Annotated in this window: 17 protein-coding genes; 7 read left to right on the top strand and 10 right to left on the bottom strand. The window is 66.8% G+C overall.

The features are described from left to right. Nucleotides 1-128: 128 nt before the first annotated feature. The 3 genes from FHR21_RS05975 to FHR21_RS05965 all read left to right on the top strand — a co-directional run bounded on the left by FHR21_RS05975 (nucleotide 129) and on the right by FHR21_RS05965 (nucleotide 3,850). Nucleotides 129-2,288 (top strand): prolyl oligopeptidase family serine peptidase, encoded by a 2,160-nt coding sequence (locus tag FHR21_RS05975; RefSeq protein ID WP_184096253.1) that lies wholly within the window; start codon nucleotides 129-131, stop codon nucleotides 2,286-2,288. 6 nt (nucleotides 2,289-2,294) lie between these two features. Beyond that, complete coding sequence (locus tag FHR21_RS05970) at nucleotides 2,295-2,786, top strand: GAF domain-containing protein (RefSeq protein WP_184096252.1); 492 nt, start codon at nucleotides 2,295-2,297, stop codon at nucleotides 2,784-2,786. 119 nt (nucleotides 2,787-2,905) lie between these two features. Continuing rightward, nucleotides 2,906-3,850, top strand: coding sequence for a glycine zipper 2TM domain-containing protein (locus FHR21_RS05965; RefSeq protein ID WP_184096251.1), 945 nt, complete (start codon nucleotides 2,906-2,908; stop codon nucleotides 3,848-3,850). A 154-nt stretch (nucleotides 3,851-4,004) separates the two neighbouring features. Here FHR21_RS05965 and FHR21_RS05960 read toward each other — a convergent pair whose 3' ends face one another. The 6 genes from FHR21_RS05960 to FHR21_RS05935 all read right to left on the bottom strand — a co-directional run bounded on the left by FHR21_RS05960 (nucleotide 4,005) and on the right by FHR21_RS05935 (nucleotide 11,209). Beyond that, nucleotides 4,005-4,964, bottom strand: a complete 960-nt coding sequence (locus FHR21_RS05960; RefSeq protein WP_184096250.1) for a right-handed parallel beta-helix repeat-containing protein — start codon at nucleotides 4,962-4,964, stop codon at nucleotides 4,005-4,007. Nucleotides 4,965-5,057: 93 nt separating this feature from the next. Next, on the bottom strand, nucleotides 5,058-7,679 hold the full coding sequence (gene metH, locus FHR21_RS05955) for a methionine synthase (RefSeq protein WP_184096249.1): 2,622 nt from the start codon (nucleotides 7,677-7,679) through the stop codon (nucleotides 5,058-5,060). A 23-nt stretch (nucleotides 7,680-7,702) separates the two neighbouring features. After that, entirely contained in the window at nucleotides 7,703-8,227 is a 525-nt protein-coding gene (locus FHR21_RS05950) for a GNAT family N-acetyltransferase (RefSeq protein WP_184096248.1), read from the bottom strand. Next, nucleotides 8,227-9,285, bottom strand: a complete 1,059-nt coding sequence (locus FHR21_RS05945; protein ID WP_184096247.1) for a homocysteine S-methyltransferase family protein — start codon at nucleotides 9,283-9,285, stop codon at nucleotides 8,227-8,229. The genes FHR21_RS05950 and FHR21_RS05945 overlap by 1 nt, the downstream gene beginning before the upstream one ends. Continuing rightward, entirely contained in the window at nucleotides 9,282-10,220 is a 939-nt protein-coding gene (metF, locus tag FHR21_RS05940) for a methylenetetrahydrofolate reductase (RefSeq protein ID WP_184096246.1), read from the bottom strand. The genes FHR21_RS05945 and metF overlap by 4 nt, the downstream gene beginning before the upstream one ends. Further along, the gene (locus FHR21_RS05935; RefSeq protein ID WP_184096245.1) at nucleotides 10,217-11,209 is read right to left on the bottom strand and encodes an ArsR/SmtB family transcription factor; all 993 of its coding nucleotides are present in this window, start codon (nucleotides 11,207-11,209) and stop codon (nucleotides 10,217-10,219) included. Before FHR21_RS05935 ends, metF begins: the two co-directional genes overlap by 4 nt. A 236-nt stretch (nucleotides 11,210-11,445) precedes the next feature. On the opposite strand from FHR21_RS05935, the gene FHR21_RS05930 reads away from it, so the two are divergent. The 4 genes from FHR21_RS05930 (at nucleotide 11,446) to FHR21_RS05915 (ending at nucleotide 13,361) form a co-directional block, all read left to right on the top strand. Next, nucleotides 11,446-11,766 (top strand): hypothetical protein, encoded by a 321-nt coding sequence (locus FHR21_RS05930; RefSeq protein WP_184096244.1) that lies wholly within the window; start codon nucleotides 11,446-11,448, stop codon nucleotides 11,764-11,766. A gap of 191 nt (nucleotides 11,767-11,957) precedes the next feature. Continuing rightward, entirely contained in the window at nucleotides 11,958-12,254 is a 297-nt protein-coding gene (locus tag FHR21_RS05925; protein ID WP_184096243.1) for an entericidin EcnAB, read from the top strand. Between the two features lie 89 nt (nucleotides 12,255-12,343). Further along, complete coding sequence (locus FHR21_RS05920) at nucleotides 12,344-12,535, top strand: hypothetical protein (RefSeq protein ID WP_184096242.1); 192 nt, start codon at nucleotides 12,344-12,346, stop codon at nucleotides 12,533-12,535. Between the two features lie 148 nt (nucleotides 12,536-12,683). Then, complete coding sequence (locus FHR21_RS05915; protein ID WP_184096241.1) at nucleotides 12,684-13,361, top strand: DJ-1/PfpI family protein; 678 nt, start codon at nucleotides 12,684-12,686, stop codon at nucleotides 13,359-13,361. A 77-nt stretch (nucleotides 13,362-13,438) separates the two neighbouring features. Here the strand turns inward: FHR21_RS05915 and FHR21_RS05910 are convergent, their stop codons facing one another. The 4 genes from FHR21_RS05910 to FHR21_RS05895 form a co-directional block, all read right to left on the bottom strand. Continuing rightward, the gene (locus FHR21_RS05910) at nucleotides 13,439-14,218 is read right to left on the bottom strand and encodes a glutaminyl-peptide cyclotransferase (protein ID WP_184096240.1); all 780 of its coding nucleotides are present in this window, start codon (nucleotides 14,216-14,218) and stop codon (nucleotides 13,439-13,441) included. A 123-nt stretch (nucleotides 14,219-14,341) separates the two neighbouring features. Then, nucleotides 14,342-15,985: a chaperonin GroEL gene (gene groL / locus FHR21_RS05905; RefSeq protein ID WP_184096239.1), complete on the bottom strand. Its 1,644-nt coding sequence runs from the start codon at nucleotides 15,983-15,985 to the stop codon at nucleotides 14,342-14,344. Nucleotides 15,986-16,064: 79 nt separating this feature from the next. Further along, nucleotides 16,065-16,352, bottom strand: coding sequence for a co-chaperone GroES (groES, locus tag FHR21_RS05900; RefSeq protein ID WP_184096238.1), 288 nt, complete (start codon nucleotides 16,350-16,352; stop codon nucleotides 16,065-16,067). Between the two features lie 130 nt (nucleotides 16,353-16,482). Further along, on the bottom strand, nucleotides 16,483-17,880 hold the full coding sequence (locus FHR21_RS05895) for an MATE family efflux transporter (protein ID WP_184096237.1): 1,398 nt from the start codon (nucleotides 17,878-17,880) through the stop codon (nucleotides 16,483-16,485). Between the last annotated feature and the right edge of the window lie 94 nt (nucleotides 17,881-17,974).

Below are 17,974 nucleotides of genomic sequence, written 5' to 3'. Positions count from 1 at the left end.
CAGGATTTGCTCGCCGCGCTTGGTATCGAGACGGAGCGCCACTGAGCGCCGAATCCCCTTGCCCGGACCTTGGCGATGCTTACAGTGCCGCGCACGATTATTACCCGGACGATGAGGACCGCCTTGCCATGCTTCGACATATATACCGCGCGCCGCTCGCGCTCGCGCTGCTGATGACCGCGCCCGCCATGGCCCAGGGGGCGGAGACCAGCGTCGCGGCCGCGCCTGCGCCCGCGCTGACCTATCCCAATACGGCGCGCGGCGACACGGTCGACACGCAGTTCGGCGTCGACGTCGCCGATCCCTATCGCTGGCTCGAGGACGATGTCCGCGTCAATCCGGAGGTCGCGGCGTGGGTCGCGGCGGAAAACCAGGTGACCGACGCCTATCTCGACACGCTGCCGGGCCGCGACGTCTTCGCCAAGCGGATGACCGAGCTTTACAATTACGAGCGCTTCGGCCTGCCGGAGAAGGCCGGCGACCGTTATTTCTACACGCGCAACGACGGATTGCAGCCGCAGTCGCTACTCTATGTCCGCGACGGGCTGGCGGGCGAAGGCCGGGTCCTGATCGACCCCAATGCCTGGGCCAAGGACGGCGCGACCGCGCTCGCCGAATGGACGCCGTCGAAGGATGGCACCCACCTTCTTTATGCGGTGCAGGACGGCGGTACCGACTGGCGCATCGTCCGCGTGAAGGACGTCGCGACCGGCGCCGATCTGCCCGACGAGGTGCGCTGGGTGAAATTTTCCGCGCTCGACTGGACGAAGGACGGCAGCGGCTTTTACTATTCGCGCTTCCCCGCGCCCGAGGAAGGCGAGACTTTCCAGTCGCTCAACGAGAATCAGGCGGTCTGGTTCCATAAGCTCGGGACGCCGCAGAGCGACGATGTGCTCATCCACGCGACGCCCGACACGCCGGCGCTCAACCATACAGCCCAGGTCACCGACGACGGCCGCTATCTGCTCGTCACCTCGTCCGAGGGCACCGATGCGCGCTATGGCCTGACGCTCTACGATCTCGGCAAGCGCAGCTTGAAGCCGAAGCCACTTGTCGGGGATTTCGCGGACAATTGGGAATATGTCGGCAACGACGGTCCGCTGTTCATCTTCCTGACCAACAAGGATGCGCCGCGCCAGCGGCTCGTCGCGATGGACATCCGCAAACCCCGGGCGCTGACGCCACTGGTCGCGGAGAGCGAGGCGACGCTGGTCGGCGCCTCGCAGGTCGGCAACCGCATCATCCTCTCCTACCTCGGCGATGCCAAGTCGGAGGCGCGGATGGTGACGCTGGGCGGCCAGCCGGTCGCGGAGATCAACCTCGCCGACATCGGCTCGGCCTCGGGCTTCGGCGGCAAGCCGGGCAACCCCGAAACCTTCTATGCCTTTTCCAGCTATGCGCGGCCGACGACCATCTATCGTCTCGACACGGTGACGGGGGATAGCAGCGTGTTCGCCGAGCCGAAACTGACCTTCGACCCGAAGCAATTCTCGGTCGAGCAGCGCTTCTACAAGTCGAAGGACGGCACCGAAGTGCCGATGTTCGTCGTGATGAAGAAAGGGATCGACCGCAGCAAAGGATCGCCGACGCTGCTCTACGGCTATGGCGGCTTCAACGTCTCGATGACCCCCGCCTTCTCGCCGACCAGGCTCGCCTGGGTAGACAAGGGTGGCGTGCTCGCTATCGCGAACCTGCGCGGCGGCGGCGAATATGGCAAGGCGTGGCACGACGCCGGGCGGCTCGACAAGAAGCAGAATGTCTTCGACGACTTCATCGCCGCGGGCGAATATCTGATCGGCGAAGGCATCACCGGCAAGGGCCAGCTCGCGATCGAGGGCGGGTCGAACGGCGGGCTGCTCGTCGGCGCGGTGATCAACCAGCGCCCCGACCTGTTCGCCGCGGCGCTGCCCGCGGTCGGCGTCATGGACATGCTGCGCTTCGACCGCTTCACCGCCGGGCGCTATTGGGTCGACGATTATGGCTATCCGTCGAAGGAGGCCGATTTCCGGAATCTGCTGACCTATTCGCCCTATCACAACATCAAGGACGGGGTGGAGTATCCGGCGGTGCTGGTGACTACCGCCGACACCGACGACCGCGTCGTGCCGGGGCACAGCTTCAAATATACCGCCGCGCTCCAGCACGCCGATGCGGGCGACAGGCCGCACCTGATCCGCATCGAGACACGCGCCGGCCACGGGTCGGGCAAGCCGACCGACAAGATCATCACCGAGGCCGCCGACAAATATGCCTTCGCCGCGAAATGGACCGGACTGAGCGTGGAATAGCGGCCCATGTCCCACGCCTTCTCCTTTACCGCCACCGCGCCCGACGAGCTCTGGGCCGAAGCCGCCGACGCCGCCGAGGCGCTGGTCGCCGGCGAGCGCGACGGCATCGCTAATATGGCGAATGTCGCGGCGCTGATCTGGCAGGCGATCCCCGATCTCAACTGGGCTGGCTTCTATCGCTTCGACGGCAGGGAACTGGTGCTCGGGCCGTTCCAGGGCAAGGCGGCGTGCATTCGCATCCCCCTCGACAAAGGGGTGTGCGGCGCCGCGGCGCGGCTGCGCGCAAGCCAGCGGGTCGAGGACGTCAACGCCTTTCCCGGTCATATCGCCTGCGATACCGCAAGTCGCAGCGAACTCGTCGTGCCGATCGTCGCGGCCGATCGACTGATCGGCGTCCTCGACCTCGACAGTCCGCACCCCGGCCGCTTCACGCCCGACGATCAGGCGGGCGCCGAAGCGCTGATCGTCCGGATCGCGAGCGCGCTCGCCGACACCTGACTGCCCCAAAATGGGACGCGCATTCCAGGGTTAACGGATTCGCGGAAAATCGGACTTTTTGCTAATAAACTGTTAACCAATCGCTCTCGTGTGAGGGCTACCGGAACAGGGAGTTAGCCATGCGCACCATTTTGCTGCTCGGGGTCGCCGCAGGATCGCTGATTCTGTCGGGGCATGCAACGAGCGCCGAGGCGCCGCTGCCCGGTCCGCACAGCGACCGCAGCCGCAGCGCCGCGTTCGGCGGCGATCCGCGCCCGACCCTGGACTATGGCGCACCGGCCGCCACCGATACGCGCGTCTACACCGGCTATCCCGACCGGGTGCCGAGCGAGGTCGACTATCGCGGCGGCCCCTATCCGCCCCCGCCGCCGCCCGACGCGGTGTACAGCGGCACCTATGATGTGGAGGGGCGCTGGACCGGTAGCTGGGACGGCACCTATGAGGCGCCCGACGGTCGCCGTTACGAGGGGCGCTACGAAGGCACGGTCGAGGGACGCCCCGGCGTCGACTATGCGCCGCCGCCTTATGATCCCTATTACGACCGCACCTATCGCGGCGGATATGACCCGCGCGACGATGCCGACATGGTCCGCCGCTGCGGCCATGGCAACGCCGTCGGCGGCGCGGTTGTCGGCGGACTGTTGGGGGGCGTCGCCGGCAACCGCATCGCGGGCAAGGGCGACCGCACCGCCGGCACGCTGATCGGCGGCGGCGTCGGAGCGCTTGCCGGTGCCGCCATCGGCAGCGAGGCGGATCGCAGGACATGTGAGCAATGGTGGTCGAGCCGCAGCCAATATTATGGCGGCGCCTATCCGGGGGGCACGTACCCGGGCGGCACGTACCCGGGCGGCCTCTATCAGAACTATGGCTATGGTTACGGCTATGGCTGGTATTCGCCGGGCGTGGTGGTGACCACGATCATCAACGGCCCGCCGATCGTCACCGAGCATGTCGAGACATCGACCCGGACCTATTATGAAACGGTGCCGGTCCGCAAACGCCATGTCGCCAAGAAAAAGTGGAAGCCGAAACCCAAGCGCAAGGTCCGCTGCATCTGCAAGTGATGGAGGCGCCAGCTTCCGGCTGGAGCGGCGCGCATTCGATCCACCCCATCTTCCCGTTCGTGTCGAGCGAAGAGAGATGATGCCGATTCAACGCACCGTGCTCTAAGTACCGGAAGCCCGAGCGCCCACAGGACGAACCGAATATTTCGGGGCTTTACCGCTTCTCGAAGCGCACTAGTCCCGCCCCCAACTCGTTGTCGCCGATCTTCAAAGCGTCGCCGCTCCAGTCAGCGACGAACGCCACCTTGCGGCCGAGTCCTTCGGGCAGGCTTGCCCGATTGCCCTCGATCGTCAGGCCGGCCGAGCTGTTGTCGGTCCCCTCGGCCGCGACGGCGATGATCGCCGAATAATTTTCCTTGTCGCGCCCCTGGACGAAAAGATTGTTCGCGATGCGGCCCGTCGCGCCGGCGGGCAGGTCGATCATGTAATTGGTCGCGCTGCCCTGCGTGTCGTCGAAGCTGTTGTCCACGACGGCGACCCGAGCCGCGCGCGTCTTCAGATAATGGCCTCCGCTGCCCTTTTCGAAACGGCTGTGCGTCACCGTCACCTGACCATAGACACCGGTATAGACGCTGTGCGCGCAACTCAGCCCGCGGTCGCAACGACCGAGGCGCGAGAAGGTCGAGCGGTCGATGCTCAGCGTCGCACCGGGATCGTTGGCGGTCAATATGCCTTCCTCGCTCCCCCGGAACAGGCTGTTGATGACCTGAAGATCGCTGCGTTCGAGGCGGATGCCCGCGCCATTGCCGTCGGGCACGCGCATATTCTGGAAGACGAGCCCGTCAACGCGCGCGCCATTGCCGCGCAGCACCAGTGCCGCCTTGCCTTCGCAGGTGACGCCATCGAAGATCGCACGGCCGGGCTCGGCGGCGACGAAGGCAATGCGTCCCGCCGTCTGCACCGCGCAGTCCCGGTGATAGCCGGATGCGACGCGGATCGTCCCTTGCCCGTCGCCGATCGCGTCGACGGCATCCTGCAGGCGGGCGAAGCCGCGCCCGCTCTCGGCGACGACATAGGGCGCGACGCCCTCCTGCGCCGGCAGCGGCGCAGGCGCGAACAGCAACGGAAGGGCAGCGAGCGGCAACAGCGGCCGGCGGAGGATTTTTTTCACCATGGCGCCAGAATAGCCGAGCGCGCGAAGCAAGTCCTTCGCGAAGCTGGTTAATCGGCGCACTGTCCCCTTATCGGACAGTCGACCGCGCCGGCGTTAATCCAGATTCGGCCGCAACCAGCGTCGTGCGGTTTCCAGATCGACCCCGCGCCGCTCGGCATATTCGACGAGTTGATCCTCGCCGACCCGCGCAACGCCAAAATAGCTCGCGTCGGGATGGCCGAAATAAAAGCCCGAGACCGCTGCGGTGGGCAGCATCGCGAAATGGTCGGTCAGCATCGCGCCCGACGTGTTGCCGGCGTCGAGCAGATCGAACAGGATACGCTTCAGGCTGTGCTCGGGACAGGCCGGATAGCCCGGCGCCGGGCGGATGCCGCGATATTCCTCCTTGATGATCGCCTCGGGCGTCAGTTGCTCGCCGGGCGCATAGCCCCACAGATCGGTGCGGACATGCGCATGGAGCCGCTCGGCGAAGGCTTCGGCGAAACGGTCGGCGAGCGCCTTCAGCAGGATGTCGCTGTAATCGTCGTGCGCCGCCTTGAAGCGGGCGAGATGCGGCTCGATACCGTGGATCGCCACCGAGAAGCCGCCGATCCAGTCGCCGTCGGGGCTGATGAAATCGGCGAGGCACATATTGGGACGGCCCTCGCGCTTGGCGATCTGCTGGCGCAGGAAGGGGATGCGGACGTGGCGTTCCTCTTCCTCGAGGTGGATGATGACGTCGTCACCCTCGCGCCGGCACGGCCAGAGGCCCGCGACGCCCTGCGCGTGAAGCCAGCCTTCGCCGACGATGCGGTCGAGCATTGCCCGCGCGTCGGCAAAAAGACTGCGCGCGCTTTCCCCCACGACCGCGTCGTCGAGGATCGCGGGATAGACGCCGGCGAGTTCCCACGCGCGAAAGAAGGGCGTCCAGTCGAACCACTTGACCAGTTCCGCCATGTTCCAGCTTTCGAACGCATGCACGCCCGGCTTTTCGGGCGGGAAGGGCCGGATATGCTCGTCGACGACGAAGCCGTTGGCGCGCGCATCGGCGATCGGGATCAGCGCGCTCTGCCCCTTGTTCGCCCGCACGTCGCGGATATGGGCATAGTCGCTCTTATAGCCCTCGACGAAGGCGTCGCGCCCCGTGTCGCTGACCAGCGAGGTCGCGACGCCCACCGCGCGGCTCGCGTCGAGGACATGGAGCACAGGCCCATCATAGGCGGGGTCGATGCGCAGCGCGGTGTGGACTTTCGACGTAGTCGCGCCGCCGATCAGCAGCGGCATCGTCATGCCGGCGCGCTGCATCTCTTCCGCCACCGTCACCATCTCGTCGAGCGACGGGGTGATGAGGCCCGACAGGCCGATCATGTCGGCGTCATTCTCGTTCGCCGCCTCCAGGATCTTCGACCAGGGCACCATCACGCCCAGGTCGACGACCTCGAAGCCGTTGCACTGGAGCACGACGCCGACGATATTCTTGCCGATGTCGTGGACGTCGCCCTTGACGGTCGCCATCACGATCTTGCCCTTGCCCTTCGCGCCCGGCTGCTTCTCGGCCTCGATGAAGGGCAGCAGGTGGGCGACCGCCTTCTTCATCACGCGCGCCGATTTCACCACCTGCGGCAGGAACATCTTGCCCGATCCGAACAGGTCGCCGACGACGTTCATCCCGTCCATCAGCGGCCCTTCGATCACCTCGATCGGCCGGTCCATCGCCAGGCGCATCTCTTCGGTATCGTCGACGACATAGGCGTCGATGCCCTTGACGAGCGCATGTTCGAGCCGCTTCTGGACCGGCCAGCCGCGCCATTCCTCTGCCGCCTTTTCCTGCGCCGCGTCCTTGCCCTTATAGCGTTCGGCGAGCGCGATCAGTCGCTCGGTCGGGCTTTCGGCCTCCCCTTCGGCCTTGCGGTTGAGGATGACGTCCTCGCACGCATTGCGCAATTCGGGATCGATCGTGTCATAGACGTCGAGTTGCCCCGCGTTGACGATCGCCATGTCGAGCCCGGCGGGGATCGCATAATAGAGGAAGACGCTGTGCATCGCGCGGCGCACCACCTCGTTGCCGCGGAACCCGAACGACAGGTTGGAAAGGCCGCCCGAGAAATGGGCGTGCGGACAGCGGACGCGGATTTCCTTCAACGCCTCGATGAAATCGACCGCATAATTGTCATGTTCCTCGAGCCCTGTCGCGATGGCGAAGATATTGGGGTCGAAGATGATGTCCTCTGCCGGGAAGCCGATGCCGGTCAGCAGCTTGTAGGCGCGCTCGCATATCTCGATCTTGCGTTCTTTCGTGTCGGCCTGCCCAACCTCGTCGAACGCCATCACGACCACCGCCGCGCCGTAAGCCCTGCACTTGCGCGCCTGGTCGAGGAACGGCTCCTCGCCTTCCTTCATGCTGATCGAATTGACGATCGGCTTGCCGGGTACGCATTTCAGGCCGGCCTCGATGACGCTCCATTTCGACGAATCGATCATCACCGGCACGCGCGCGATGTCGGGCTCGGCGGCGATCAGCTTGAGAAAGGTCGTCATCGCGCGTTCGGCGTCGAGCAGCCCTTCGTCCATGTTGACGTCGATGACCTGGGCGCCATTTTCGACCTGCTGGCGCGCGACCTCGACCGCGGCGGTGAAATCGTCGGCCAAGATCAGTTTCTTGAACGCCGCCGAGCCGGTGACGTTGGTGCGTTCACCGATATTGACGAAGGAAGACGAGGAGAGAGTAGCGGTCATCGATACGTCCAAAAAAAGAAGAATCAGGAAGCGAGCGGGCGGGCAAGGACGCGGTCGTCGTAGAGCTTGCCCCCGACGTCGAACCGGCGCGTGCCGATGTCGGCGAAACCCTGCTTGCGATAGAAGGCGAGCGCCCGATCGTTGCGGGCATAGACGCCGAGGAGCAGGCGGCGATGACCCTCGGCCGCGGCAACGGCCCGCTCCATCAGCGCGGCGCCAAGGCCGGTGCCGTGGAAGCGAGACAGCGAATAGATGCGCTTGAGCTCGATATCGCCCTCCGCCGCGGCGGCGAGATCGGGTTTGGTAATCAGCGCGAAACCGATCGGCGCGCCGCCCGGCAGCGCCTCGGCGAGCCACGCCCGCGCGCCCGCCGCAAGATGGTCCCGATAGGCCGCCGCGCTATGCTGCGCGGCGCAATGGCCGAGGATCGCCGCGCCGTCGATGATGCCGGCGAAGGTTTCGAGGAAAGTCGCCGCGCCGATCAGCGCGAGCGCCGGCGCATCGCTCTCCCCGGCTTCGCGGATCGTCCATGTCGGTCCCTCGTCCATCAGGAGGCGGCCGCCATGGTGAAGGGTTCGAGCCCGGCGAGCCGCGTGCGGACCGGCACGTCGGGGATATGCCGCGGCGCCAGCCCCGCGACCGCCTTCGCCATCGCGGCGATATGCGCCGGGGTCGAACCGCAGCAGCCGCCGAGGATGTTGACCTGGCCATGCTCGGCCCATTCGCGCACGAGCCCAGCCGTCGTCTCCGGCTGCTCGTCATATTCGCCGAGTTCGTTGGGCAGGCCGGCGTTGGGGTAGACCATCACCAGCGTGTCGGCGAGGTCCGAAAGCACGCGGACGTGCGGACGAAGCTGCGCGGCGCCGAACGAGCAGTTGAGCCCGACGGTCAGCGGCCGCGCATGGCGCACCGCATACCAGAAGGCTTCGACCGTGTGGCCCGACAGGTTGCGCCCCGACAGGTCGGTCAAGGTCATCGAGATCATCAGCGGCAGGTCGCGTCCAACCTTCGCCCCGGCCTCCAGCGTCGCGGCGATGCCAGCCTTGGCGTTCAGCGTGTCGAAGATCGTCTCGATCAGGATGAAATCGGCGCCGCCCTCGGCCAGCGCGACCACCTGTTCCAGATAGACGTCCTTCAATTCGTCGAAATCGATCTCGCGATAACCGGGGTTGTTGACGTCGGGCGACAGCGACAGCGTCTTGTTGGTCGGTCCGACGGCCCCCGCGACGAAGCGGCGACGACCGTCCTGCGCGGCGAACTTGTCGGCCGCCTCGCGCCCCAGCCGCGCGCTTTCATGATTGATGTCGGCGACCAGCGCCTCAGCGCCATAATCGGCCTGGCTGATCCGGTTGGCGCTGAAGGTGTTGGTCGACACGATGTCGGACCCCGCCGCCAGATAGGCCTCGCCGATCGCCGTCACGACATCCTGCCGCGTCAGCGCGAGGATGTCGTTGTTGCCCTTCTGGTCGTGCGACAGGCCGAGGGCGCCGGCATAGTCGGCCTCGGCAAGTTTGCGAATCTGGATCTGGGTGCCCCAGCCGCCGTCGGTGAGGAGGATGCGCTCCTTCGCTGCGGCGTGCAGGGCGTCGCGTGCGCTGCTGGTCATGCGGCTTTCTCCTTGGCGGGGGCGGTCGGCCGCAGCCCGAGCATATGGCAGATCGCATAGCTGAGCTCGGCGCGGTTGAGCGTGTAGAAATGGAAATCGCGCACCCCGCCCGCATACAGGCGCCGGCAGAGCTCGGCCGCGATCGTCGCGGCGACGAGCTGACGCGCGGCGGGATGATCGTCGAGCCCGTCGAAGATCGAGACCATCCAGGCCGGGATCGAGGTGCCGCACATATCGGCCATGCGCCTCGTCTGCGACACGTTCGATACCGGCAGGATGCCGGGCAGGATCGGCGCATCGATCCCCGCCGCCGCCGCCGCGTCGCGGAAACGCAGAAAGGCATCGGGCGAAAAGAAGAATTGGGTGATCGCGCGCGTCGCGCCGGCGTCGAACTTGCGCTTCAGATTGTCGAGGTCGGCCTGCGGGCAATCGGAATCGGGATGCGTCTCGGGATAGGCGGCGACCGAAATATCGAAGGGCGCGATCGCCTTCAGCCCCGCGACCAGTTCGGCGGCATTGGCATAGCCGTCGGGGTGGGCGCGATAGGGCTCGCCCCCCGGCACGTCGCCGCGCAGCGCGACGATGTGGCGCACGCCGGCATCCCAATAGGCACGCGCAACCGCGTCAATCTCTTCGCGCGACGCTTCGACGCAGGTCAGGTGCGCCGCGGGCGGCACCGGGCTCTCCTTCGCGATGCGCGCGACGGTGGCGTGGGTGCGCTCGCGCGTCGAGCCGCCGGCGCCATAGGTCACCGAGACGAAACGCGGGGCGAGCGGCTCGAGCGTGTGAAAGGTTTCCCAAAGCTGCGCTTCCATCTTCTCGGTCTTGGGCGGGAAGAATTCGAAGCTGACGCCGATATCGCCCGCCAGGTCGGCGAACAGCGGCGAGGCCGCGGCGCGGCGCGCTTCGGCGAGGGAGTCGAGGGTCGATGTCATGCCGCGAGCCTTTTATGCGAGCCGTCGCCATCGCGGACGACCGGCGGTTGATCTTCATCGCTGCGCCGGCGGCCGAGCCAGAGCTTCACGGCCAGCTCCCCGCCTTCGAGCGTTTGGGTGGTTTCGAGCAGCAGGCCCGCCGAGGCGAACCAGCCGCGGATCTGCGCGTCCGAAAAGCCGAGGCGCGCGTGCGCCGCGAGCGTGCGCAGTTCCTCGTCCTCGTGCGGCGCGAAATCGACGACGAGCAGATGCCCGCCGCCGCGCAGCACCCGCCCCGCCTCCGCGATCACCCGATCGGGTTCATGCGCGAAATGCAGCGCCTGGTGGATGACGATGCTGTCGATCGTCGCATCGGCCATCGGCAGGTTCAGGAAATCGCCCTGGATGAGGTCGACCGGCACCGGCTGGTCAGTCAGCTTGGCGCGCGCGATGCGCAGCATGTCGGGGCTGCGGTCGAGCGCGGTGACATGGCGCGCGGTCGGCGCGAAAATCTCCGCCATCCGGCCCGTGCCCGTGCCGATGTCGAGCAGATGGCCGAGCCGGCGGTTGTGCAGCATCGCCAGCATCGCCGCCTCGACCTCGCTCTCGGCGACGTGGCGCGAGCGGATCGCGTCCCATTCGGCGGCATGTTCGGCGAAATAGCGCTCGGCGGCGGCGACGCGCTCGGTGCGGATCGCCGCGAGCCGGCGCGCGTCGTGCGCGACCACCAGCGCCTCGCGCGCCGAAAAGGGCCAGTCGTCGGCGTGCGCGAGGATATCGCCTACCGCGCCGCCCCGGATGATACGCAGGAATACCCAGCTTCCCTCGCGCCGCCGTTCGACGATTCCGGCCTCGACCAATATGCGGACATGGCGCGACACGCGCGGCTGGCTCTGGTCGAGCACGACCGCCAGTTCGCCGATCGCCAGCTCCATCTCGCGCAGAAGCGCGACGATTCGCAGCCGGGTCGGATCGGCTAGCGCACGAAAAATATCGAGCAGCTCGGTCATGACATAGGATATAAAGCTTTCTTTATATCCGGTCAACGGGTCGTCGCCCTCCTTTTTCCCGCCGCTCGCCGCAACGAAGTGCGCCGAACGGGACGAATTGGGACAGGATCGCAAAAAAAGGGCGTTGCACGCGATTTGGCGAGTCTGTAGCTCTAAGCGCGATTGGCAAATTGCCGGGTCGAATGCTTCGCATCCGCATGCCGGTCGATCAGTTCCATCAAGAGGGGTATTCCCACATGAAGAAGTCGATCACTCTGTCGCTCGTCCTTGCCGCTTCGCTCGGCCTCGCCGCTTGCGGTGAAAAGGCTGCCGACGACACGGCCGCGACCACCGAAGACACCGCGGCGACCGTCGAAGGCGCTGCCGACGGCGCGATGGACGCCGCGTCGGGCGCTGCCGACGCCGCTGCCGATGCGACCGCCGCTGCCGGCGACGCGGCCGACGCCGCTGCTGCGGGCGACGCCGCGACCGCGACCGACAAGGCCGCCGAAGCTGCCGACGCCGCCAAGGAAGCGACCGACGCCGCCAAGGGCGCGATGGAAGAAGCCAAGCAGTAAGCTGCTTCTTTCCGGCTTTCGGGCCGCAGGAAAAGAGGGTCGCCGCGCTTCGTGCCGGCGGCCCTTTTCGTTGCGGAACCGGGCGCGGCCAGGGTGGCGCGGCTTGCGCGGTTGCCAAGCCCTTCATCGGCGGTTAATCCTTGCGCCCAGGGGCCGGAGCCCGGCCACCCTGGCATTCGAAAGGAATTACCATGCGCAAATTGATCATCGCCTCGATGGCCGCCGCGGCCTTCAGCCTCGCTGCCTGCTCCGACAAGGCGCAGCAGGAAACGTCGGAAGCCGGCGCGGCGGTTGCTGATGATGTCGCGGCCACCGGCGACGCGATGGCCGAAGGCGCCGCCGACGCCGCCGACGCAACCGCCGATGCCGCCAAGGACGCCGGCAATGCCGTCGAAGGCGCGGTCAACGCTGCGGGCGACGCCGCCGCGACCGCCGGCGACAAGGTCGCAGAGGAAACGGCGAAGGCCGAAGCCAACGACAAGCAGTGATCGGGCTTGCACGCCGCGGCGTGCAGCTCGGGACGAAAGGGGGTTCGCTCGGCATGAGCGGCCCCCTTTTTCCTGTGTAGGAGAGAGCGATGACCCGTCCTGCCTGCCTCATGCTCCTCGCCGCCATCGCCCTGACGGGATGCAGCCGCACCGACAATGAACCCGGACCGGGCGGCGTGACGGTCAGCGAGGCGAAGGCGCTCGACGACGCGGCGGCGATGCTGGAAAGTCGCGACAGCGACCCGCCAGCGAACGCTCAGGAACCGCCGAAAGCGCCGTAACCTCTTTCCGCGCCGCCGACGCTGCGATAGGCTGCACACGTCCCGCAACTGGCGCTGCAAGATGGAGTCCTATCGGGAAGTGGGATTGGCGATCCGCCATGCGAGCCGCGCGCCTGGGTGATCCACCGCCATCGCAAGGACCATGTCGATGACCGACACCGCGCCGACTCGAATCGTTTTCCTGCTGTTCCCCGGCATCACCCAGCTCGATTTCACCGCGCCCGCGCAGGCGCTGTCGCGCATGCCCGGCGCGCGGCTTGCCGGTGCCGCCGCAACGCGCGAGGCGATCGTCACCGACAGCGGCTTCGCAATCGTGCCGACGCATGATTTCGCCGCCTGCCCCCAGGCCGATATCCTGTGCGTGCCGGGCGGGCACGGCGTGGCCGACGCGCTCGGCGACGCCGAGGCCGTCGATTTCGTCGCGCGGCAGGCCGCCGGCGCCCAGTGGGTGACGAGCGTGTGCACCGGCGCCTTTTTGCTCGGCCGCGCCGGCCTGCTCGCGGGGCGGCGCGCGACGACGCACTGGGCCTACACCCATCTGCTGCCGCTGGTCGGCGCCGAGCCGGCGCCCGGCCGCGTCGTCGAGGACGGCAATATCGTCACCAGCGGCGGGGTCACGTCCGGCCTCGATTTCGCGCTGACGCTGATCGCCCGGCTGCGCGGCGACGCGGTCGCGCAGGCGATCCAGCTCGCCATCGAATATGATCCCGCCCCGCCCTTCGCCGGCGGCCATCCGGACCATGCGCCGGCGGCGGTCACGGAGGGTCTGAAGGCCCGCGTCTATGATGCGGCGACGGCGCGAATGGCGGCGGCGCTCGGCGGCTAGGGTCAATGTTTGACCCGACCCACCGTCCCGTTCGTGTCGAGCGAAAAGAGAAGTGACGCCGATCCAATGCTCGGCGCCTAGCGGCAGTCGGCAGGCTTTATCTCGTAAAGCTTCGGCCAATATTTGCCGGTGACGAACAGGCGCTTTCCCTTCGCGTCCCAGGCGATGCCGTTGAGCACGCTGTCATAGCCCGCGGCGCCCGCATCCTGCCGCAATCCGCGCAGATCGATGATTGAGCCGACGACCCCGGTTTCGGGGTCGATGCGGACGATCGCGTCGGTCATCCAGACATTGGCCCAAAGCTCGCCGTCGATCTCCTCAAGCTCGTTGAGCATCCGCAGCGGCCGGCCGGCCAGCGTGACGGGCACGCGCCCGGTTTCGGTCATCGTCGCGGGATCGAAGAAGCGCAGGTTGGCGGTGCCGTCGCTGAGGACGAGGCGGTCGCCGTGCGACGCGAGCCCCCAGCCCTCGCCTTCATAGGTGAAGGTGCCGAGCGGCTGCAGGTCCTTGAGGCGCCAGCGATGGCCGACGCCGCCCTTCCAGGTGACGCCGACGATCTGGTCGCCCCAGCGCGCGATGCCTTCACCGAACTGGTCGGGCGGCAGCGGCGTCTCGGCCAGCGCCTTGCCCGTTTCGAGGTCGAGGCGCGCGATGCGCGAACGCCGATACTGGCCGGTGCCTTCGTAGAGATGACCGTCGTACCAGAAGAGCCCCTGAGTGAAGCTGTGCGGGTCGTGGGGCCAGGTGTGGACGATGCTGTAGCTGCAGCGGACAACGGCGGCCGGCTGATCGGCGGGAGCCGGCGCCGCAGGGGCCGGCGCAGCGAAGACGGCGAGAAGGGCCAGAAGCAGGCTCATGCCCGCTGGCTATGCCAGCACGGACCCGCTGGCAAATGAAAAGGGGCCGGGACATGGCGTCCCGGCCCCCGATCTTTCGGCGCGCCCTTTCGGGTCGAAGCCGGATGGCGTGGCAGCGCGGACTTAGAAGTCCATGCCGCCCATGCCACCCATGCCGCCGCCGCCCATCGGCATCGCCGGCTTGTCTTCGGGAAGCTCGCTCACCGCCGCTTCGGTGGTGATGAGCAGGCCCGCGACCGAAGCCGAATCCTGCAGCGCGGTGCGGACGACCTTGGTCGGGTCGATGACGCCGGCCTTGACCAGATCCTCATAGGTGTCGGTCGCGGCGTTGAAGCCGAAGTTCGCGTCCGACTGGTCGAACAGCTTGCCCGCGACCACCGCGCCGTCAAAGCCGGCGTTCTCGGCGATCTGGCGAACCGGCGACTGAAGCGCGCGACGGATGATGTCGATGCCGCGGGTCTGATCCTCATTCTCGCCGGTGAGGCCTTCGAGCGCCTTGGTCGCATAGAGGAGCGCGGTGCCGCCACCGGGGACGATGCCTTCCTCGACTGCGGCGCGGGTCGCGTGGAGCGCATCGTCGACGCGGTCCTTGCGTTCCTTCACCTCGACTTCCGACGCGCCGCCGACCTTGATGACCGCAACGCCGCCGGCGAGCTTCGCCAGGCGTTCCTGCAGCTTTTCACGGTCGTAGTCCGACGTCGTGGTCTCGATCTGCGCGCGGATCTGCTCGACGCGACCCTTGATCGCATCGGCTTCGCCGGCACCGTCGACGATCGTGGTGTTGTCCTTGTCGATGGTGACGCGCTTGGCCTGGCCCAGCATGTTGAGCGTGACCGATTCGAGCTTGATGCCCAGGTCTTCGCTGATCATCTCGCCGGCGGTCAGGATCGCGATGTCCTGCAGCATCGCCTTGCGGCGATCGCCGAAGCCCGGCGCCTTGACGGCCGCGACCTTCAGGCCGCCGCGCAGGCGGTTGACGACGAGGGTCGCCAACGCTTCGCCTTCGATATCCTCGGCGATGATCAGGAGCGGACGGCCCGACTGCACCACCGCTTCGAGGATCGGCAGCATCGACTGGAGGTTCGACAGCTTCTTCTCGAAGATCAGGATGTACGGATCGGACAGCTCGACGAGCATCTTTTCCGGGTTGGTGATGAAATAGGGGCTCAGATAGCCGCGGTCGAACTGCATGCCTTCGACGACGTCGAGCTCGAAATCGAGGCCCTTGGCTTCCTCGACGGTGATGACGCCTTCCTTGCCGACCTTTTCCATCGCCTCGGCGATCTTCTCACCGACTTCCTTGTCGCCGTTGGCCGAGATGATGCCGACCTGGGCGATCTCGGACGAACCCGAAACGGCCTTCGACTGGCCCTTCAGCGTGTCGACGACCTTGGTCACCGCGATGTCGATGCCGCGCTTCAGGTCCATCGGGTTCATGCCGGCGGCAACCGACTTCATGCCTTCGCGCACGATCGCCTGGGCGAGAACGGTCGCGGTGGTGGTGCCGTCGCCGGCCTTGTCGTTTGCCTTGCTGGCGACTTCGCGCAGCATCTGCGCGCCCATATTCTCGAACTTGTCCTTGAGTTCGATTTCCTTGGCGACGGTGACGCCGTCCTTGGTGATGCGGGGCGCGCCGAAGCTCTTATCGATCACGACGTTGCGGCCCTTGGGCCCGAGGGTGACCTTCACCGCGTCGGCGAGGGTGTCGACGCCCTTGAGGATGCGCTCGCGCGCGTCGCGGCTGAATTTAACGTCCTTGGCAGCCATTTATGCTTCCTTTCGATTCCGCAGAAAACTGCGTAACTTCACACTGAAATCGGGGTTCCGCCGGATCGGCGGGACCGGCTCAGGCGATGACGCCGAGAATGTCCGATTCCTTCATGATCAACAGCTCTTCGCCGTCGACCTTGACTTCGGTGCCCGACCATTTGCCGAACAGGATGCGGTCGCCCGCCTTGACGTCGAGCGGCGTAACCTTGCCGTCTTCGGCCTTGATGCCGGTGCCGACGGCGACGACTTCGCCTTCCTGCGGCTTTTCCTTGGCGGTGTCGGGGATGATGATGCCGCCAGCCGTCTTTTCCTCGGCTTCGATGCGGCGAACCAGCACGCGGTCGTGCAACGGACGAAATTGCATGGATGTCCTCCGGATATGCAATGGATGTCAGTTTAGCACTCGCCATGGGAGAGTGCTAACAGGCGGGCATATGGGTCGATGGTCGCGGAGCGTCAAGCGGCGGACGAAGATTCTTTCCGCCTTTTTTTCGTCAGGCCGGGAGAAGCCCCAGCCGCGCCCGCATCCGCCAGCGCATGAGCAGCAGCCCGGCGACCACGACGAGCCCGACCGCGAGGCCGATCCAGATGCCGACCCCGGCGAGCGGAGTCCAGAAGCCGAGGTAGATCGCGGCGCCGTATCCTGCGAGCCAGTAACCGCACACCGCGATGACCATCGGGACGCGCGTGTCCTGAAGGCCGCGCAGCACGCCCGCCGCGACCGTCTGCGCCCCGTCGAAAAGCTGGAAGGCGGCGGCGACGACGAGGAACTGCATCGCATAGCCGACGAGCGCCGCGTTGCGCGCCGCATCGACGTCGACATAGATCGACAGCACCAGCCGCGGAAAGAGCCACATGATCGCCGCGGTCACCACCATGAAGCCGATGCCGAGGATCAGCGATGCCTGCCCCGCGAGCGCGATGCCGTGGTGGTCGCGCGCGCCATAGGAGAGGCCGACGCGGATCGTCGCCGCCTGCGCGACGCCGAACGGCACCTGAAAGGCAAGCGCCGCGATCTGCAGCGCCAACGTGTGCCCGGCGAGCTGTTCTTCGCCGATCCGCCCCATCAGGAAGGCGGCGCCGGTGAATAGCCCCGCCTCGGCCAGGATGATGAGGCCGATCGGGGTGCCGATCCGCACGATCTCTCGAAACCGGGGCCATTCGGGGCGCCACCAGTTGCCGAAGAGATGATAGCGCCGCAACCGCCGGTCGGACTGGATGACGACGATATAGGCGAGCAGCATCACGCTGCTGGTGATGATGCTCGACAGCGCCGACCCGTGCAGGCCGAGCGCCGGCAGGCCGAGGTGGCCGAACACCAGCGCCCAGTTACCGAGCGCGTTGACGAAGAGCGCGAGGAAGGTGATCGCGGTCGCGATCTTGGGTCGGCCGAGCGCCGACACGAAGATGCGCAGCACGCTCGCCGCGATCATCGGAAACATCGCCCACATCAGGATGCGCAGGAAGCCGGACGCATGCGCCGACAGTTCGGGCGCCTGCCCCGTCGCGCGCATGATCGCTCCGCCCGCCGCACAGACGCCCATCGCAGCGATCGCGACGAGCAGACTGAGCCACAGCGCCATGCGCACCGTGCGCCGTACCTCGCGCACCGCGTGCTTGCGCCGCCCGAGTTCGGCCGCAATCAGCGGCGCTGCCGCGCCGACGAGGCCGGTGCTGGTCCACAGCAGCAGGCCGAAGATCGAAATGGCAAGCGATGCGGCGGCGAGCGACGCCTCGCCGAGCCGCGCGACGAAGATCACGTCGATCGCATGCACCATCATCTGCAGCAGATTCGCCGCCGCCAGCGGCCAGGCGAGCGCCATCGTCGCGCCGAATTCGGCACGCAACGTGGGTGCGGGAGCACCGGTCAGAGGAGCGGCCTGGCTCGACATGGCCGGCCCGGATAGGGGAAGCGATCCGGCCGCGCCACCGCAATTGCCGCCGCTAACGGAAATTCAGGGCGAGGGTGACGAAATGGCAACAGCC

Origin of the sequence: Sphingopyxis panaciterrulae, from assembly GCF_014199295.1 — a bacterium.
Lineage (GTDB): Bacteria > Pseudomonadota > Alphaproteobacteria > Sphingomonadales > Sphingomonadaceae > Sphingopyxis > Sphingopyxis panaciterrulae.
This window is presented reverse-complemented; position numbering and strand designations above follow the sequence as displayed.

Excerpts from the sequence above, each read along its gene's own strand:
- FHR21_RS05975 (WP_184096253.1), top strand. The coding sequence starts at position 129 with ATGCTTCGACATATATACCGCGCGCCGCTCGCGCTCGCGCTGCTGATG.
- FHR21_RS05970 (WP_184096252.1), top strand. The coding sequence starts at position 2,295 with ATGTCCCACGCCTTCTCCTTTACCGCCACCGCGCCCGACGAGCTCTGG.
- FHR21_RS05965 (WP_184096251.1), top strand. The coding sequence starts at position 2,906 with ATGCGCACCATTTTGCTGCTCGGGGTCGCCGCAGGATCGCTGATTCTG.
- FHR21_RS05960 (WP_184096250.1), bottom strand. The coding sequence starts at position 4,964 with ATGGTGAAAAAAATCCTCCGCCGGCCGCTGTTGCCGCTCGCTGCCCTT.
- metH (WP_184096249.1), bottom strand. The coding sequence starts at position 7,679 with ATGACCGCTACTCTCTCCTCGTCTTCCTTCGTCAATATCGGTGAACGC.
- FHR21_RS05950 (WP_184096248.1), bottom strand. The coding sequence starts at position 8,227 with ATGGACGAGGGACCGACATGGACGATCCGCGAAGCCGGGGAGAGCGAT.
- FHR21_RS05945 (WP_184096247.1), bottom strand. The coding sequence starts at position 9,285 with ATGACCAGCAGCGCACGCGACGCCCTGCACGCCGCAGCGAAGGAGCGC.
- metF (WP_184096246.1), bottom strand. The coding sequence starts at position 10,220 with ATGACATCGACCCTCGACTCCCTCGCCGAAGCGCGCCGCGCCGCGGCC.
- FHR21_RS05935 (WP_184096245.1), bottom strand. The coding sequence starts at position 11,209 with ATGACCGAGCTGCTCGATATTTTTCGTGCGCTAGCCGATCCGACCCGG.
- FHR21_RS05930 (WP_184096244.1), top strand. The coding sequence starts at position 11,446 with ATGAAGAAGTCGATCACTCTGTCGCTCGTCCTTGCCGCTTCGCTCGGC.
- FHR21_RS05925 (WP_184096243.1), top strand. The coding sequence starts at position 11,958 with ATGCGCAAATTGATCATCGCCTCGATGGCCGCCGCGGCCTTCAGCCTC.
- FHR21_RS05920 (WP_184096242.1), top strand. The coding sequence starts at position 12,344 with ATGACCCGTCCTGCCTGCCTCATGCTCCTCGCCGCCATCGCCCTGACG.
- FHR21_RS05915 (WP_184096241.1), top strand. The coding sequence starts at position 12,684 with ATGACCGACACCGCGCCGACTCGAATCGTTTTCCTGCTGTTCCCCGGC.
- FHR21_RS05910 (WP_184096240.1), bottom strand. The coding sequence starts at position 14,218 with ATGAGCCTGCTTCTGGCCCTTCTCGCCGTCTTCGCTGCGCCGGCCCCT.
- groL (WP_184096239.1), bottom strand. The coding sequence starts at position 15,985 with ATGGCTGCCAAGGACGTTAAATTCAGCCGCGACGCGCGCGAGCGCATC.
- groES (WP_184096238.1), bottom strand. The coding sequence starts at position 16,352 with ATGCAATTTCGTCCGTTGCACGACCGCGTGCTGGTTCGCCGCATCGAA.
- FHR21_RS05895 (WP_184096237.1), bottom strand. The coding sequence starts at position 17,880 with ATGTCGAGCCAGGCCGCTCCTCTGACCGGTGCTCCCGCACCCACGTTG.